15 protein-coding genes are annotated in these 15,754 nt (G+C 67.8%); 12 read left to right on the top strand and 3 right to left on the bottom strand.

The window, feature by feature from the left end; genetic code table 11:
* Nucleotides 1-174 precede the first annotated feature (174 nt).
* Entirely contained in the window at nucleotides 175-678 is a 504-nt protein-coding gene (locus tag JOF41_RS17740) for a TetR/AcrR family transcriptional regulator (protein ID WP_189225962.1), read from the top strand.
* 110 nt (nucleotides 679-788) lie between these two features.
* Here JOF41_RS17740 and JOF41_RS17745 read toward each other — a convergent pair whose 3' ends face one another.
* Entirely contained in the window at nucleotides 789-2,546 is a 1,758-nt protein-coding gene (locus JOF41_RS17745) for a serine/threonine-protein kinase (protein WP_209620433.1), read from the bottom strand.
* Nucleotides 2,547-3,761: 1,215 nt separating this feature from the next.
* On the opposite strand from JOF41_RS17745, the gene JOF41_RS38630 reads away from it, so the two are divergent.
* The 8 genes from JOF41_RS38630 to JOF41_RS37145 all read left to right on the top strand — a co-directional run bounded on the left by JOF41_RS38630 (nucleotide 3,762) and on the right by JOF41_RS37145 (nucleotide 11,299).
* Nucleotides 3,762-4,202 (top strand): nSTAND1 domain-containing NTPase, encoded by a 441-nt coding sequence (locus tag JOF41_RS38630; RefSeq protein WP_372448485.1) that lies wholly within the window; start codon nucleotides 3,762-3,764, stop codon nucleotides 4,200-4,202.
* Nucleotides 4,203-4,300: 98 nt separating this feature from the next.
* Nucleotides 4,301-5,104: a glycosyltransferase family 2 protein gene (locus JOF41_RS17755; protein ID WP_209620439.1), complete on the top strand. Its 804-nt coding sequence runs from the start codon at nucleotides 4,301-4,303 to the stop codon at nucleotides 5,102-5,104.
* Between the two features lie 26 nt (nucleotides 5,105-5,130).
* A complete protein-coding gene (locus JOF41_RS17760) occupies nucleotides 5,131-6,219 on the top strand; it encodes a glycosyltransferase family 4 protein (RefSeq protein ID WP_209620441.1) in 1,089 nt (362 codons plus the stop codon).
* Between the two features lie 406 nt (nucleotides 6,220-6,625).
* On the top strand, nucleotides 6,626-6,994 hold the full coding sequence (locus tag JOF41_RS38800; RefSeq protein ID WP_504739849.1) for a DUF8616 domain-containing protein: 369 nt from the start codon (nucleotides 6,626-6,628) through the stop codon (nucleotides 6,992-6,994).
* 204 nt (nucleotides 6,995-7,198) lie between these two features.
* Nucleotides 7,199-7,708, top strand: a complete 510-nt coding sequence (locus tag JOF41_RS17770; protein ID WP_307867448.1) for a hypothetical protein — start codon at nucleotides 7,199-7,201, stop codon at nucleotides 7,706-7,708.
* A 17-nt stretch (nucleotides 7,709-7,725) separates the two neighbouring features.
* On the top strand, nucleotides 7,726-10,029 hold the full coding sequence (locus JOF41_RS17775; RefSeq protein WP_209620450.1) for an SseB family protein: 2,304 nt from the start codon (nucleotides 7,726-7,728) through the stop codon (nucleotides 10,027-10,029).
* A gap of 187 nt (nucleotides 10,030-10,216) precedes the next feature.
* A complete protein-coding gene (locus JOF41_RS37140; protein WP_244989614.1) occupies nucleotides 10,217-11,053 on the top strand; it encodes an integrase in 837 nt (278 codons plus the stop codon).
* A gap of 57 nt (nucleotides 11,054-11,110) precedes the next feature.
* A complete protein-coding gene (locus JOF41_RS37145; RefSeq protein ID WP_244991264.1) occupies nucleotides 11,111-11,299 on the top strand; it encodes a hypothetical protein in 189 nt (62 codons plus the stop codon).
* A gap of 185 nt (nucleotides 11,300-11,484) precedes the next feature.
* Here the strand turns inward: JOF41_RS37145 and JOF41_RS37150 are convergent, their stop codons facing one another.
* Entirely contained in the window at nucleotides 11,485-11,763 is a 279-nt protein-coding gene (locus tag JOF41_RS37150; RefSeq protein WP_244989615.1) for a winged helix DNA-binding protein, read from the bottom strand.
* A 218-nt stretch (nucleotides 11,764-11,981) separates the two neighbouring features.
* Between JOF41_RS37150 and JOF41_RS17795 the strand changes: the two genes are divergently transcribed.
* From JOF41_RS17795 to JOF41_RS17805, 3 genes are all read left to right on the top strand, one after another.
* Nucleotides 11,982-12,512, top strand: a complete 531-nt coding sequence (locus tag JOF41_RS17795) for a hypothetical protein (protein WP_209620453.1) — start codon at nucleotides 11,982-11,984, stop codon at nucleotides 12,510-12,512.
* 143 nt (nucleotides 12,513-12,655) lie between these two features.
* On the top strand, nucleotides 12,656-13,582 hold the full coding sequence (locus tag JOF41_RS17800) for an aldo/keto reductase (protein ID WP_209624287.1): 927 nt from the start codon (nucleotides 12,656-12,658) through the stop codon (nucleotides 13,580-13,582).
* 335 nt (nucleotides 13,583-13,917) lie between these two features.
* Nucleotides 13,918-15,144: an FAD-dependent monooxygenase gene (locus JOF41_RS17805; RefSeq protein ID WP_209620456.1), complete on the top strand. Its 1,227-nt coding sequence runs from the start codon at nucleotides 13,918-13,920 to the stop codon at nucleotides 15,142-15,144.
* A 218-nt stretch (nucleotides 15,145-15,362) separates the two neighbouring features.
* Here JOF41_RS17805 and JOF41_RS17810 read toward each other — a convergent pair whose 3' ends face one another.
* Nucleotides 15,363-15,575 (bottom strand): hypothetical protein, encoded by a 213-nt coding sequence (locus tag JOF41_RS17810; protein ID WP_209620459.1) that lies wholly within the window; start codon nucleotides 15,573-15,575, stop codon nucleotides 15,363-15,365.
* Between the last annotated feature and the right edge of the window lie 179 nt (nucleotides 15,576-15,754).

The following is a 15,754-nucleotide window of genomic DNA, read 5'->3' on the forward strand; positions in this document are numbered from 1 at the left end:
GATCAGGGAGGTGGGAGCGCGAGGTCGGCCCGCATCCACGACCAGCGTTCCCGCCGCTGGTAGATTCGGATCGGAACATCGTTCAGCAGTTCAAGGAGTCCTCCGATCGCGACCGACCCCACCGAGACGCCGCGCACCCGTCGGCAGCAGGACGTCCAGCGCAACCTCGACGCCTTGCTGGCGGCCGCTACCGAGGTCTTCGCGACAGAAGGCGTGGACGCCTCCGTACGACGGATCATCGCCGCGGCCGGCGTCGGGGCGGGCACCTTCTACCGCCATTTCCCCGATCGCTCGGCCCTGATCACCGCCGTCTTCCGGCACGACGTCGACGCCTGCGTCGAGACCGCCGCCTCCTTGGCCGACCAGTACGACCCGGTCGAGGCGCTGACCCGATGGATGCGGCAGGTCGCACGATTCATCTCCGACAAGTACGGGCTCAAACCCGCCATGCACTCCGGCGACCCCGCCTACCGAGGCCTGCCCGCGTACTTCCTGGAGAGCTTCACCCCAGTGCTCGCGCAGTTCCTGAACACCGCTGCCGCAGCCGGAGAGATCAGGGCCGACATCACCCCGGAGGACCTGATGCGCGTCCTCAGCGGCATCGCCGCACCGGACGACCACGCCTACACCGACCGCATGATCGACCTGCTCGTCGACGGCCTGCGCCACATCGTCTGACACGCACCACGACACCCGCCGACGACAACGACTTGGCAGCATCCTCAACGAGTACTACCACGCCGCCTGACCTGCACGGGCGACATTCTCGGCAAGCGCAGTACCGGAATCTACTGCGGTCCCCTGCCGGTGCGGCGCACGACGTCCTTGACGAAGTCGAGGGTAGCTTTGCCCGCCCTGGACACCACCCCCTCGGAGTTGAAGTTCCAGGCGAACAGGCGATGTCCGATGAGTTCGGCGATCGACGTGTCGGACAGCAGCGCCCGGACCTCCCCGTCAACGATGTCGTCCGTTCTCTCATTGCCGTAGGCGGCTACCATGACCGGCCCGTACTCGCCGAGGATGCGGACGGACTGGCGCACGTCGTCCACATTGCCCAGTCGTTGCTTGGCGATGACGGACTGGAAGTCCGACGCCGCCAGCACGTCGGCGAAGTGCCCGAACATGGATCGGCCGTAACCCGTTTTCGGGTCGTCGCTCCCGGCTTGCCAGGCGTCCCAGCCCAGCGCCACCCGCGAGTTGGGCGCCTCCTCGTGGAAGATCCGCAAAACCTCGAGGTAGCGATCCTTCAACGCCTCGTAGTACGCCGTGCTCGACGCTTCGTCGGCGTAGTAGCCGTCCTTGCACCCCATCTTGTTGACGTCCTGGAAAACGGTGACGTAGAGGGGTGGATCGTCAGGCTGCCCGGCGAAGATGCGCGCGAGGGTGCGCATGTGCCGGGGGAATTCGGAACTGAGCACGTAGGCCCGGCCGCAGCCGACGCCGTACGAGGTGGTGACGCTGATCTCCGGATCGTTGACCTCCCAGTCCGACACGATCAGGTGCAGTGCGTAGCCCTCCGCATAAGCCTCGGGTACTGCGGTGTCGCCCCAGGGCGCCAATTTCGACAGATCGCTGGGTTTGTGGTAATTGGTGGTCAACATGCGCACCGGGGTTTCCCGCACCAGTTCGCTCGCCAGGACGGAGTTGAGCTGGTCGCCAACGCCGTACAGCAGCTTGCCGTCGTCGCCGGGCGGCACGGCGCGGGGGGACGAGCCCGGCGCGTTGGCCACGGCGTCTGGGCTGTCCGAATCGCGTACGAGGACCACGACGGCGGCGAGCAGCACCGCGACCATCCCGACGCCCGCGCCCACGAGCACGCCTCGGGAGGGTCGCCGCGCCCCGGATCTCGTGAGGAGCTTCGCCGCCTCGTCCGCGGTGGGCCTGCCGGACGGGCTCGGATCGGTCAGCCTCGCCAGGAGGTTCGCGAAGCGCCCGTTCACCTCGTCGTGCCCCCTGACGGCGGTCCGCAGCGTGGCCCCCAGCGAGTACACGTCGGCAGCCGGCGTGACGTGGTGGCCGTCGAGCAATTCCGGGGCCATGTAGGCGGGAGTTCCGGCGTTCTGCTGCGTTCCGGTCCGCGTGACCTGGTCCCACGTCGTGATGCCCAGGTCGATCAGCTTCGCCGTGCCGTCGTCGGCGACGAGGATGTTGCTCGGCGTGACATCCCGGTGCACCATGCCCTTGGCGTGCATCGCGGACAGCGCTGTGGCGATCTGCGCGCCGACTCGAGCCGCGCGGATCGCGGGAATCGGGCCGTCCTCCCGGATCATCTCGGCGAGGCTGCGCGCGGGCAGGTATTCCATGACCAGCCACCGCTGGTCGCCCTCCTCGACCACGTCGAAGACCGAGATCACGTTGGGGTGGTGCAGGCCCGCTCCGATCTTGGCTTCACGGCGGATCTCCTCGTCGTCGCCGGTGCTGGTTTCTTTGAGAGCCACCGTCCGGCGGAGTTCGAGGTCGGTGGCCTGCCAGACCTTTCCCATACCGCCTGCGCCGACGACGTCCCCGAGCTGGTACCGACCGGCTATGACTTCCCCGCTGCGCACCGGGTCAGACTAGTAAATCCCCGGAGGTAGGTGCACTCACCCGAACGGTGGGAGTTCACCGGCTACTCGAAGCGTTATTCCGGATGACCAACCAAGGCGAATGACGTCCAAGAACTCCGAAGAAATCGTTCCGCGCCCTTTTTGCAACTTCCACGGATTGACGGTCTCGCGTGATCGGAATGTTCGAATTGCGACCTGCGGTTGGCCGCTCGTGACGTGCCGGGCGGACAGCGGCAAGGGCAGACCGTGAGTGATGTTCGCTCGCACACCGAGCACGAACGCATCCGCAGGATCCCCGTCGGAGAACTTGACGCGGATCGTCGTCTCACCCCGCGCGACAGCCACACCCCAAGCCGGTGCATCCCGTCGATCACCCGCATCGTGGCGCGGTGCACGACGATGGGTGGAAGGACGTCCTCCGACTCCGCGAGCGTCCTTACGTGCCCAGGGTCGACGCCCTTCGACCTTGGTGAATCCCCTTCCGACAAGGCGCTGATCGGGATGATCCGCACCTGCCCTTCTTCCGACATCGACGCCTGATCGGTCACCCGTCCTCGCCACGGCGTCGAGTTCCTCTCACTGGTCACGCTCCCTGGATCCACCTGCGGTGGAGGCTCCCGACCTCCACCGCAGCGGTCATGGCCGGACCGAGGGTCCGCCCATGGCTCTCCGGCCTGGATGCAGAATGTAATGCTGTGATCACAAGGAGATCACCGCGTATCGCGTCCAGAAGCGCGTTTGCGCTGCTCAGGTAACGGATGCAGCTGTTCGGACCGGACAGCTGAAGCACGGGAACCCGAGGAACAGGGGAAGGCTGGGTGGACGAGTTGGACCTGCGGCATCCGGCGCGTGGGCTCTTCGCCGAGCGCTTCACGTTGCCGCTCGCGCAAGCGGGCGGTCCGCCGTTGAGACGAATAGCCCAATGGATCAGCGCCACCCGGAAGACCGATGACCGCGGACGTCCGATCACCGTGCCGGCGCAGCGGATCAGCGACTGGCGCAGGGGCCGCGACGTCCCGGCGTCCTTCAGCCCGCTGGCCGCCGTGCTGAAACCACTCATCCACAGGGCACGCAGGACTGCGCCTGGCGCTCCAGTGGAAGGGCTGCACGGCCTGCGGACCTGGCGGCTCTGGTGGCGGGAAGCCTCCGCGAGCCCCAAGGCGCCGGTGAGCGACTATGGTGCCGAGGCCGCATCGGACACCACGACGCCGAGCGATGAGAAGCGGGGGTCTTGTCGCGGTTACCGGAGCGTCCGGTGTCGGGAAGTCATCACTGCTCCGAGCAGGCTTGGCAACGGCCCTGACCGATCGACCGCCGGGATGGAGCGGCACGGTCGATCGGCTGGTGAAAACCATGACGCCGGGCTCTTCTCCGCCTGCGCAGCTGAACCGGAACGTCCCTGAGTTGGCGGAAGTCCTCCCGGTGGGCAAGAGCGCCGAACAGTTCGACGACGCGGTACGCCGGGCCGTGACGACACACGCCGAGGGGGCGGTGGTGACGCCGCTCGACTGGCTCTGGCTGTGGACCAGTTCGTGTTCGATCCAAGGGGGCACTGGGTCGCGACCGGTTCCGGTGACGGCGTCACCCGGTTGTGGAACCTCGACCACGAGCAGCCGCCAACCGGATCTGCGCCACCAGTCGAGGAGTTCTCACTGAGGAGACGTTGGTACAGCACATTCCACAGTTCACCTTCGAACCGCCGTGCCGCTGAGTCCGCCCCAACCATCGCAACACCCGCGCGAGGAAGGCATCCCATGCCCAAGATCTCCGTGATCACAGCCGCATACGGTCCCAGTGCCCACCACCTGGCCGAGGCGGCCCGAAGCGTCCAGGCGCAGCAACTTCCACCAGGGTGGTCACTGGAGTGGGTCGTCCAAGAGGACGGCGACAACCCGGTTCTGGCCAACATGCTCGGCGCCCACGCCCACTACGACCGCAACGGCACACGACTGGGCATCGCCGCTACCCGCAACCTCGCGTTGGCCCGTGCCACCGGCGCGCTCGTCCAGAACCTCGACCACGACGACGTGCTGCTCCCCCACGCCTTGGCCACGCTCATCGCCCGCTTCGAACAGCACCCCATCCACTGGGCTGTCGGGGCGGCCGACGACCTCCTCGAGGACGGCACCCGCCAGTCCTGGGACTCCGCGTTGCCCTTCGGCCTCATTCCTGCAGGCCACGTCAACCAGTGGGCCGAGCAGCACGGCGGCAACTGGCCGGTCCACGGCGGCGGACTCATGATGCGCACCGACACCCTGCGCGCCATCGGCGGCTGGACCGGCATCCCGGTGGACGACGACCTCGCCGCCCTCGCGGCGATCTCCGAACTGGCCGACGGCTGGAACGACCGCACCGTCACCTGGCTCTACCGCAAACACCGCGCCCAGACCACGCAGAACTCCCTCTACGCCGGTCTCGAGGACACAGGCCGCCGCATCGCCCTGCAACGCGCCAAAGCCATCCGCAACATCGCCGGACCAACCCTCAGCACCGGCGCCGCCTTCGACAGTGACAGCGCAGACGTCGAAGTAGGCCCCAACATCAAACTGACCCCGTAAACGAAAGCACAGCGGAAACCTGCGCCATGCGGATCACATTCATCCTCCCCGTTTTCTCACGACTGCCGAGCGGCGGCTTCCGGGTCGTCTACGAGCACGCCAACCGGCTGGCCAAACGGGGCCACCAAGTCACGGTGGTGCACGAGCAGTGGTACGAAGGTTGGCACAAGCCGCTGAGGCACGTGTACGAGATCGCACGGGACCGATGGCACAGCAGACGCCCAGGCGCGTTGTCCGAGTGGCTGCGGTGGATGCCGATCGACTGCGGCGTACGGATGACCATGGTTCCGAAACTGGAGCCCGATCGGCTACCGGACGCCGACGTGGTCATTGCCACCTACTGGACCACCGCACGTCTGTTATCGCGGCTCGCCGAACGACACGGCCGTCCGGTGCACCTCGTCCAAGGTTACGAAATCTGGGGAGTCGAAGACCCCACCCTGGTCGATGACGTCCTGCGGTCCGATGTGCCGAAGATCGTGGTGTCGAACCACCTCGCCGACCTCCTCCGAGGACTGGGCGTGCCCCGCGCAAGGTTATCGGTAGTCCAGAACGGCCTGGACCACTCCACGTACCGTCTTCCGACGCACGACCGACCTCGCGGCACGAGCGTCAGCATCCTGGTGGGCACGGGCCCCCAGAAGGGGTCGTCCGCCGCCGTCGCCGCCCTCGAACAGGTGCGCGAGCAGCACCCTGAACTCGTGGTGAACGCCTTCGGCCCGGAAAAACGGCCCTCCCGACTACCTGGCTGGATTCGATACACGCGTGCCCGCAACGGCCCGGAGCAAGCGAGCCAGGCGTACCGGGCGAGTGCGATCCACCTGTGCAGTTCCGTGCACGAAGGATGGGGCTTCCCGGTCGCCGAGGCCATGGCGTGCGGAACAGCGGTCGTGAGCACCCGCAACGGCGGAGTGGAAGATTTCTGCGTCCACGAACAGAACTCACTGCTCGTCGACGTAGGTGATTCTCGAGCCATGGCCGAGGCGTTGACCAGACTCATACGAGACCCTGGACTGCGCGACCGACTGGTCGAAGCAGGAATACGCACGGCGTCGTCCATGGACTGGAACGCCTCCACGGATTCGTTCCTCGCCGCACTGGAAGCCGCCACCTGACCTCTGCGAAACGACCGGTCGCCTACGTGATGCGTGGCGGAAGCGCGGAGCCTGGAAGTAGCCGCAGAAGATGTGCGGTTGGCGTCGACGAAAGCGCACCCGAACGCATCCGGCCAATCGTGGTGCGATAGGACGGCCGCCCTTCCAAGACCGGCATCCTCCTGTTGGTCGTATTGAATCGAAGTGATCGGTTGCCCGCAGGCTGGGGGGTGGTCGAGATCGAGGGTGCGCACCGGTTGTCGCCTGCCGAGCAGGAGGTGCTGCGCCTGCGGGTGGTCGCGGCGCTGGAGTCCGGGCAGGTCGAGGGTTACCGGCAGGCGGCGGAGGTGTTCGGGGAGTCCTACACCTCCCAGGCGTTGCCTCGGATCCCCGGCCAGTTCGTCGTGGGGACGGCGCCCTCGTCACGCTGGTCGGCTGCGAGACCGGCAGGTGCGACGACGGTTTCGCCGCGCGGCTCGTGCAGGAACTCGGGGTTCCGGTCACCGCGCCGAACACGCACGCGTGGGTGGATTACAACGGCAACCTGTTCGCCAGCAACACTGCGGACGGGGAAAACCCTGGCTGGCCGCCGAACGGCGAATGGCGCACGTTCGCCGGTGGACGAACTGGCCAGGGTGGACGAGAACCACTACAAGAACGGTTTCAAGGGCGAAGTGGAACGCACGCGGGACCGCGTCGACCTTGCCATCTCGGAACTCAACAGACGCGCCGAGGAACAAGCCCGAGCGAATGGGGCGACCTACACCCCGTTCACTGCCGGAGATATCTCGGGTGATCTGCGAATGGTCGTCGACCTGCCGTCCGCGAAGCGCGACGGAACTCCGCCGGACTTCCAGGTCTGCTTGTCGTGCAAAAAAGTCATGCTAGCCTATGAACGCGCCTTCCCGGGTATGCGCCTGGAAGTCGTGAACCGCGCCGGAGAAAGGCTCCACCCGCTGTGAACCAGCCCAGTCCCAGCGCGAACGACCGCGTCCGCGCCGTGTTCGACCGAGTGGTCGCCGACGGCCTGCACCGCGATTCGGTGCGGGGCGCGTCCGACGAGCAGATCGACCGCATGGCCGCCGAGCAGGGTGTCGCCCGCGTCCCCGAGGCCGTCCGCGAGGTGCTGCGGCTGGTCGGGGTCCGGTCGGGTCTGTGGCTGGCGGGTACCGCCTTCGGCGTCGACGCGATGACCGGCGAGCGCAAGCGGCACGCGATCGCCTCGCTCGGCGGCCTCGACCACGACCTCGCCGACCCGGACGGCCTGCTCGCGCTGACCGCGCACCAGGGCTACGCCTACCAGGTTGTGGACGGCGCGGACCTGGACCAGGACGACCCTCCGGTGTGGAGCGTCGTGGAGGGCGAGGCCGTCACGAAGTCGTGGGACAGCGTGTCCCGGTGGTTCGCCGCGACCGCGCCGGACGTGGCGGATCTGCGCGACGTGCTGGAAGTGATGCAGGAGATGGGCAAGAGCCTCCCGACCTGGGCCCAGGACATCGAGTCACGGTGACGTCAGGAGTGACCCGCGTGCTGTTCGACATCGCGATCGACGGGAACGATGCGTTCCGGTTCGAGCCAGGGCCCGACGGGACCGCGTTCGTGCCGCCCGACCACGCGCCGGGCGTGCGCGGCCCGCTGCTCGACCGGGACGGCCGCCAGGTCAAGCAGGTCCGGACCACGCAGTTCGAGACGGTCCTGGACGCGCGGGTGTGGCGACTGGCGGGTGAACCGGAGCGGCTGGACCTCGACCCGCTCGACGGCCACCTGGTCGCCGACCGCGTCGTCGCCGTGCGGGAACTGCCGGAGCTGCCCCACGCGTGGCCGCAGTACCCGTCGCTGCCGCCCGGCGACCCGATGCCGCGCGACCACGCACCGATCCGGGACCGGGTCGAGGCGGAGATCGCCGGTCTCGCACCCGAGGGCTGGCGACGGCTGACGGTGCAGTGCCGGGCCGTGGCGCGGCGCATGGAGGTCGAGGCCACCGTCACGCTGGACGACGACGTGCCCCGGACGTGGGCGGCGCCGGTCATGGTGGGCCAGTGGCTGCACCGGCTGCGGCTGCGCGAGTTCCGCAACACTCTGGGCACCTGGCACACCGCGCGGTTGGAGTTCGTCGCGGGAGGCAAGACCACGCGACGGTTCTGGATCGACGGGAAGCCCGACTGGCAGGTCCCCCCTGGCCACGCGGACGAGCTCCAGCACTACGCCGACGAACTGCGCCTGCTGCCCCGGCGACCCGAGGCCGTACCCGATTGGATGTGGCACGCGGCGGGCGCGGTCCAGCAGCGCGGCCGGGTCCACGCCCTGGAGCCGCGGGAGTCGGAGACGACGACCCGGATCGTGCGCGCGTTCGACGCCATCGAGGACGGCAAGGGCGTCTGGTACCGACCGATGGTCGGCGGCCGTGAACGCGAACTCCTCCTGCACTACCTGGAGAACGCGCCGGTCGTGCTGTCCTCGCGCGGCTCGGTCCGCGACCTGCTGAGCGACAGCGAGGACCAGGTCGTCCCGCTCACCCACCACACCGACGGGCAGTTCGTGTGGTCCGCCTCCGTGGCCTACTACCTGCGTGAGCACCAGGTGCCGCCCGCGCTCGCCCTGGTCGACCACATCCGGCAGAACCGCTACCGGCTGCCCGAGGTGGTGCCCGAGATCGCCAAGGGCCGGGCCGCCGCGCTGGCGATGGGCGGGATGCCGTACGGCCGGGACCAGGTCGAGGCGGCGTTGCGCAAGGCGCTCGCCCCGCTCGTCGACGTGATCGTGCGCTGCCAGACCAGCCCGCGCTTCTACAGCCTCGAAGGCCACCGCGACCAGGCGTGGTGCCTGGTCCGGGACGGCGACTGGTACGAGGTCTACTGGGCCGAGGGCGGGTCGACCCAGAAGCGGGAGCGCTTCGGCGACGTCCGCAACGCCGTCGCCTACCTCACCGGCCAACTGGTGGTGAACCAGGACGCGCTGCGCTACGAACTGGACGAGGAGCTGCCCGCGTGGCAGTCGCCGTACCAGGTGATCTCCGAGCAGGACCCGCCGCTGCACCGGTTCACGGGCATCATGCTGACCCAGGTGACCGACCTGGTCGTGCACCGCTACGGCGCTCCGGACGGCAACCTGGTGCACGCCGAGGAGGTGGCGTCGGACCGCGAGTTCCACCGCTACCGGCTCAAGGGCACGTGGAACGTCGTGACAGCGGTGACTCCGACCGGCGACCGCGTCTACGTGCTGCCGCAACCGGTCCAGGACTACCTGGCCACAGGCCAGGTCGACGACCTGAGCGGGCACCCCGGCCTGCCGCCGGTCACCGACGCGATGCGCCAAGAGGCGCGGCGGAACCCGGACGGCTGGGTGTGGTGCGCCGACCCGGACATCGACCCGCGCTACATCGAGGGCGCACCGACCCCCACGCTGCTCGGCGCGTACAAGGTCGGCCCGGACGGCAGGCTGACCGGCGAGACCTTCCTCAACCCCGACTACCGCCCCGGCCCGCGCAGGCGCGGGTTCCCGGAGCCGAAGTCGGAGATCGACACGGTCCTGGGCTTCATCGCGGCGGGCTGGCTGCCCCAGAACCGGATCCTGCGGGCCGTCCTGGACAGCCCGCTGGTCCTGGAGACGGACGGCACCGGCGGCCTGCGCCTGGGCGTGGACCAGTCCGGCCGGCGCTTCATCGCCGTCTACTCCGCCCCGGACCACCTGCCGCCCGACGCCGCCGCCCCAATGCAGACCACCAGCCGCGAACTGGTCCCCGCCCTGGCCGGCGTCACGCTGATCGTCAACCCAGGCAGCCGGTTGAGCATCGAACTCCCCGGAGACGACCTCGTCGCCGCCGCTGGCTGAGCTGTGCCCACGGTCCCGGCGGCGGACGTGGTGGTGCCGGCACAACACAACAGCTCTCCGGGACGCCGTGCCTGCCGACAACCTCATCCATGCAAGTAGAGGACGCACGGCGCCCAGGGGCCCGAGGCGCCCAGGGTCACGGCTGCCATCCGCCGTGGTGTCGGCCAGCACGGCATGATGATCGGCGGTGCTGCTCCGGCTGGCCTATCTGAGCGTGACCAACACGTTCGCGCTGCTGCGCCTGCTGCCCATGAGCGACCGGGACAAGGACACGGAGATTTTGGCGCTGCGCCACCGGATCTCGACCCTGGAACGCCAACTGGGTAGAAAGCGTCCGCGGTTCTCGCCCGGCGACCGGGCGTACCTCGCGACGCTGCTGCACCGACTCCCGGTCGATGCGCTTCGTCGGCTCCGACTGCTGGTGCGCCCGGAGACGGCACTGCGGTGGCACCGCGACCTCCTCACGCGCCGTCACGCTGCCAGGTCCCGTCCCCCGCGTCCCGGCAGCTCGATCCGACTCCTGGCCCTACGCCTGGCACGGGAGAAACCTACCTGGGGCTACCGCCGCATCCACGGTGAATTACCGTCCTCGGCATCAAGATCGCAGCCTTCACCGTCTAGCAGATCCTCGAGGACGCCGGGATCGACCTGGCCCCCCGAACGCACCACGACGACCTGGCCGGCCTTCCGCCGCTCCCAGGTCGACGCACTCCCGGCCTGCGACTTGTTCGACACCTCCACCCTGAACGGCACCCGCCTGCACGTGCTCGCTGTCATCGAGCACGCCAACCGCCGGATCCGCGCCCTCGGCGCCACCGCGCATCCGACCGCCTCCTGGGTCACCCAGGCCGCCAGGAACCTCGTCATGGACCTCGAAGACGCGGGCAGCACCGCACGGTTCCTGATCCGTGACCGGGACGGCAAGTTCCCGGCGTTGTTCGACGCCGTCCTCGCCGACGCCGGCATCCAGGCCGTCCCCAGCGCAGTCCGCATCCCGCGGATGAACGCCATCATGAAGCGCTGAATCCGCAGCTGCCGTCGCGAACTCCTCGACCGAACGCTGATCCGGAACCGACAGCACCTGCTCCACGCCCTGCGCGAGTACGAACGGTTCTACAACACCCACCGACCCCACCAGGGCATCTCAAACGCCGGACCACTACAAGCGTTACCACAGCCAGCCGCCGATCAAGCAGCGCTCACCCATATGCACATCCGCCGATGGCAACGGCTGGGTGGCATCCTCAATGAGTACCACCACGCCGCCTGACCTGCACGGACGACATTTTCGGCAAGCACAGGTCCGCTGGACGTCGTCCATCCGGTGGTCTTCATCGGCGCGACCACGTGAAGGTGCGCGACGGTTAGGCAGCCAATCGACCGAGCTTCGTGGCGATGGCGGTGACCTGCGAGGGCACAACGGTGACGACGCCCCTTCCTCGGGTCGGCTGGGTCTCAGCGGCCGTCATCACGCGTCAGCAAACGCTCGGCGATGTCCTTGAGGGCTTTCACGTCGTCAGGGCCGAGCCGATCAAGGAGATGACGCCGAGTCGAGTCGGCCAGGTTGGGCGTCGATGCGTCAATCGTGCTTCGGCCTTCCGGTCGCAGGCTTACCTCCACCTCGTTCTCGACTTTGCTTCGCGCGACGTAGGCACGTTTCTCCATCCTGGTCAGCTGGTGCGGAAGGCGCGTCCGGTCCCGGGACAGGGCCGCGGCGATGGCGTTCTGCCGCAAGACCCCAAGCTTCGTACAGGCACACCAAGGCACTCAGCTCCGCCTCGGAGAGACCGTACGTCGTCGTCATGTCGGCGATGACCGCGGCGCGAACCGTCCCGTACGCGCGCTTCCACAACAGCCGCAGCTCGGTTGCCTCCCCGGACCCCGCTGTTGACATGTCAACACGATGCTCCTAGTGTTCGCTTAACAAGCCAGCCGCCCGTAAGGACTTCCTCATGCTCAACAGCCAGCGGCACTATGTCAGCCTGCGCCTGCTTGCACTTCTCCCTCTCGTGCTGTTCTCACCGGCCGTGATCGCCTTCTTCGTGAATCCACATGTGCCCTGGGGGGAGTACCTGGGAGTCTTCTTCCACCTTTCCATCCTCTTCCTCGTTTCGCGCCTCGAGGCGGCGCCGTGGGCCAAGGCCGCCGGCTACGGCTGGGTGGCGCTGGACGTGCTCACCGGAATTCTGATGATCAATGACATTCCGCACGACATCGGCTGGGCGATCCGGCTCGGCGGGCACGTCCTCGCCGGAGTCTGGATCGTGTCGAGCTCGCTGGTGAGCAAGGCCTGGCCGGTCACCGTGGTTGGCGTGATCACAGGTCTCTGGCTTGGTGGCTACTCCTTCGTCGGGGACGTGCTTGCAGAGCCATTCCTGCGTCCAGCCAGCATCTTGATCCTGATCTGGTTCGCTTTGCTGGCGATCTTCCACCGACCGGCCGAGGAGCGATCGGCTGCGCCGACGGGCACAGCTCTCGCGTGACGCGCCTCCGGTTGCCGCGATTGGTGTCGGCACTTCCGAGCAGGGCACCGACCAGCAAGCTGGAAACTGCCGGGTTCCAACGGTTGTGAAACAACCCACACCCTCCGCTCATGTTCAGTTTCCCACGAGAACAGGAAGTCATGATGACCGAAACCACCACACCCACCTCCGCTCGGCGTCCTGGAGGCATCGGCAACCTGGCTGGCCGGACGGTGTCCCGCATCGGGTATGGCGCTATGCAACTGGAACGCCTGCACGACCACCGCTCCGAAGCCATCGCACTGCTGCGTCACGCGTTCGACCTCGGCGTTGATCACGTGGACACCGCACACTTCTACGGCAACGGTTTCGTCAACGGGCTCATCCGCGACGCACTGCGCCCACAGGACGACGTACTGATCGTCACAAAGGTCGGCGCCGTCTCCGACCCGGGCGGTCCGTTCCCGATGCGCGTGGCTCAGCGTCCCGAAGAACTGAGGGCCAGCATCGAAAACGAACTCATCTCGTTGGGGGTGGAGCAGATCCCGGTGGTCAACCTCCGCCGTATGGACGCCGGGATGACGATTCCCTTCCCGGACGACCAGAAGGTCGACCTCGACGACCAGCTCGCGGAACTGACCGCACTCCGCGACGCGGGCAAAATCGGCGCCATCGGACTGAGCAGTGTCTCCATCGACGTGGTGCGCCATGCCCTGCCAGCGGGCATCGCCTGCGTGCAAAACGCTTACAGCCTAGTGGCCCGCGACGACCAGAATCTGCTCGAGTTCTGCGCCAGCGAGCAGATCGCTTGGGTGCCCTACTTTCCCCTCGGCGGTGCGATCCCCGGAATGGCGAAGGTGACCGACGAACCGGCTGTCCTCGCCGCCGCTGAGCGCCTGGGGTGTACACCAGCCCAGATCGGCCTGGCCTGGCTGCTGCACCACAACTCCCAGACACTCCTCATTCCAGGTACCGCCACCATCAGCCATCTCGAGGCGAACCTGGAAGCAGGCGAGGTAACCCTCGACGACGAGACCCTCGCCGCACTCGACACGATCCCCACACGACCGGCCGTCACTTCACGCGGCTGACCCAACCCAGCCGCTCGCGCGGCCAGAGAAGCCGATTCCGTGCCGCGAGCAGCTACCCATGGCCCGTCATCCCCTCGGGCAGATCAGCTCTGCGGTCCGTCGTGCCGGCATCCAGACTCCTCTGACAGTCAACGCGAGATGGACCGAGGACGTTCTCGCGGCTGGTTCGCGCTGCCAGAACTCGCCGTGGGGGTGCACACCGGAGATCGACGTGTGTGCACGCCCGGTGCACCTCACCCAGGTCACCGACACGTGGAGCGAGGGACGGACGAGCGCATCGTCCACCTCCCGTGAGGAACCGGCCCACTACTCCCCACACATCCAGGAGAGAGCCCATGTCCGCCAACACCCGCAAGCGTTGTCTAGTCGTCGGCCTCGGCATCAGCGGTCTCGCCACCGCGATCCGCCTGCACCAGATCGGCTGGGAACCGGTGATCGTGGAAAAAGCACCGGACCGCCGATCGGGCGGCTACTTCGTCATCTTCTTCGGCGCCGGCCGCGCAGCCGCGCGACGACTCGGCTTCGACCACGCCGTCCCCGACCGGTCCGTGCCCAACGGAAGGACCTACATCGCCAACCGAACCGGCGACCGCAAGCCCGGTATGGGATTCGGAGACCTCCCAGGCGAGCGGCGCCTGATGCTGCGCGGCGACGTCGAGGCCGCCGCGTTCGAGGCACTTCCCCGTGACGTCGAGATCCGTTTCTCCACGCAGCCCACCAGAATCGTTCAGGACGAGTCCGGTGTGGACGTCATCCTCGACCACAACGGCACGCTCACCACGGAACGGTTCGACCTCGTCGTGGGCGCCGACGGCCTGCGCTCCACCGTCCGGCAGCTCGTCTTCGGCCCCCACGAGAAGCACCTCCACCGGCTCGGCTACATGATCGCCGCCTTCGCCCTGCCGGCCCCGCTCGACGGGATCTCCCCGCGCGACGGGATCTGCCTCTTCGAACCGGGCCGCTCGATGTGGCTCTTCGCCTTCGACGACCGGCCGCAGAGCCTGCTCTTCTCCTATCGCACCGACGATGTCGACAACCAATTCACCGGACGTCCCGCCGACCGAGTCCGCGCCGCGTTCGGCCCGGAACCGGCCGGCCCCCTTCTCGGACCAGCACTGGACGCACTCGACAACACCGACAGCTTCCTGTACGACACCGTGGAACAGACGCGGATGGGCTCCTGGTCCTGCGGCCGGGTGGTCCTCGTCGGCGACTCGGCCTGGTGCGTCAGCCTCTACGCCGGCATGGGCGTCTCCGCCGGACTCGCCGGAGCCGACCTGCTCGGCACCATGCTGCAGCGCCATCCCGGTGACATCCCCGTCGCACTCAGGTCCTGGGAAGCTCAGCTACGTCCTCATCTCACCAACTATCAGCAGATCGGCGTGAACGAGCGGTTCTTCTTCACGCCCGACAGCCAACGGCGAATCGCCCTCCGGCCGATCGTCGCCCGCAGCCTCCGCCTTCCCCTGCTCGGCGGTGCGTTGCGGTCCCTGCGGGCCAACAGCAAAAGCTTCCGAGCCAGGGACTTCGACATCGCGCACGACTCCGCTGCGGCCGCCTAGCAAGTCCAGTCGCCAATCATGGCAAGGAAGTGGGACTGGTAGTCCGCCATGCGCTCGTGGGCGTCGAGGACATAGGGCGCGAACTCGTCGACGAAACCACAGCGCCCAGCCCAGCAGCAGTTCCAGGACAGTTCGGGGATGCGGTCGGTTGCGTTCTCCCTGAGGCGCTTCCGGCTCGGCCGGCTCTCCACTTGATTCGGGTACATCCAGCGGACCGGTCAGGCCAGATCGGCACCGCCAAGCAGGCGGACCGTACGGCGCGTGTGGTTGCGCGCACCAGCGATGGGCAGGCCCAGCCAGCCTGCGGCGGTATCGGCGAGGTCGTCTGCGGTCAACCGAGCGAGGTCGGGCTGTTCTGGGCATCCGGCTACTGCGAGGTGGTCGTCCACCCAGGGGAGAAACGCGCGCAGGTCGACGAAGACGCGCACCATCTTCTGCCTGAGGCTGGCTGACCCATGCCACCACCTCCCCGAACCGGGGACAGCCGTGCTGCCCCCGGTTCGGGGAGGGTCACTGGCGGTTGGTGCGTTCGAGGTCATCGCCGCCGATCTCGGCGTGACCTCCACCGGCCTGACGCTGTGCCTGCCGAGAACCTCATCCACGCAGGCAG

It is taken from the genome of Saccharothrix coeruleofusca, from assembly GCF_017876325.1.
GTDB lineage: Bacteria > Actinomycetota > Actinomycetes > Mycobacteriales > Pseudonocardiaceae > Actinosynnema > Actinosynnema coeruleofuscum.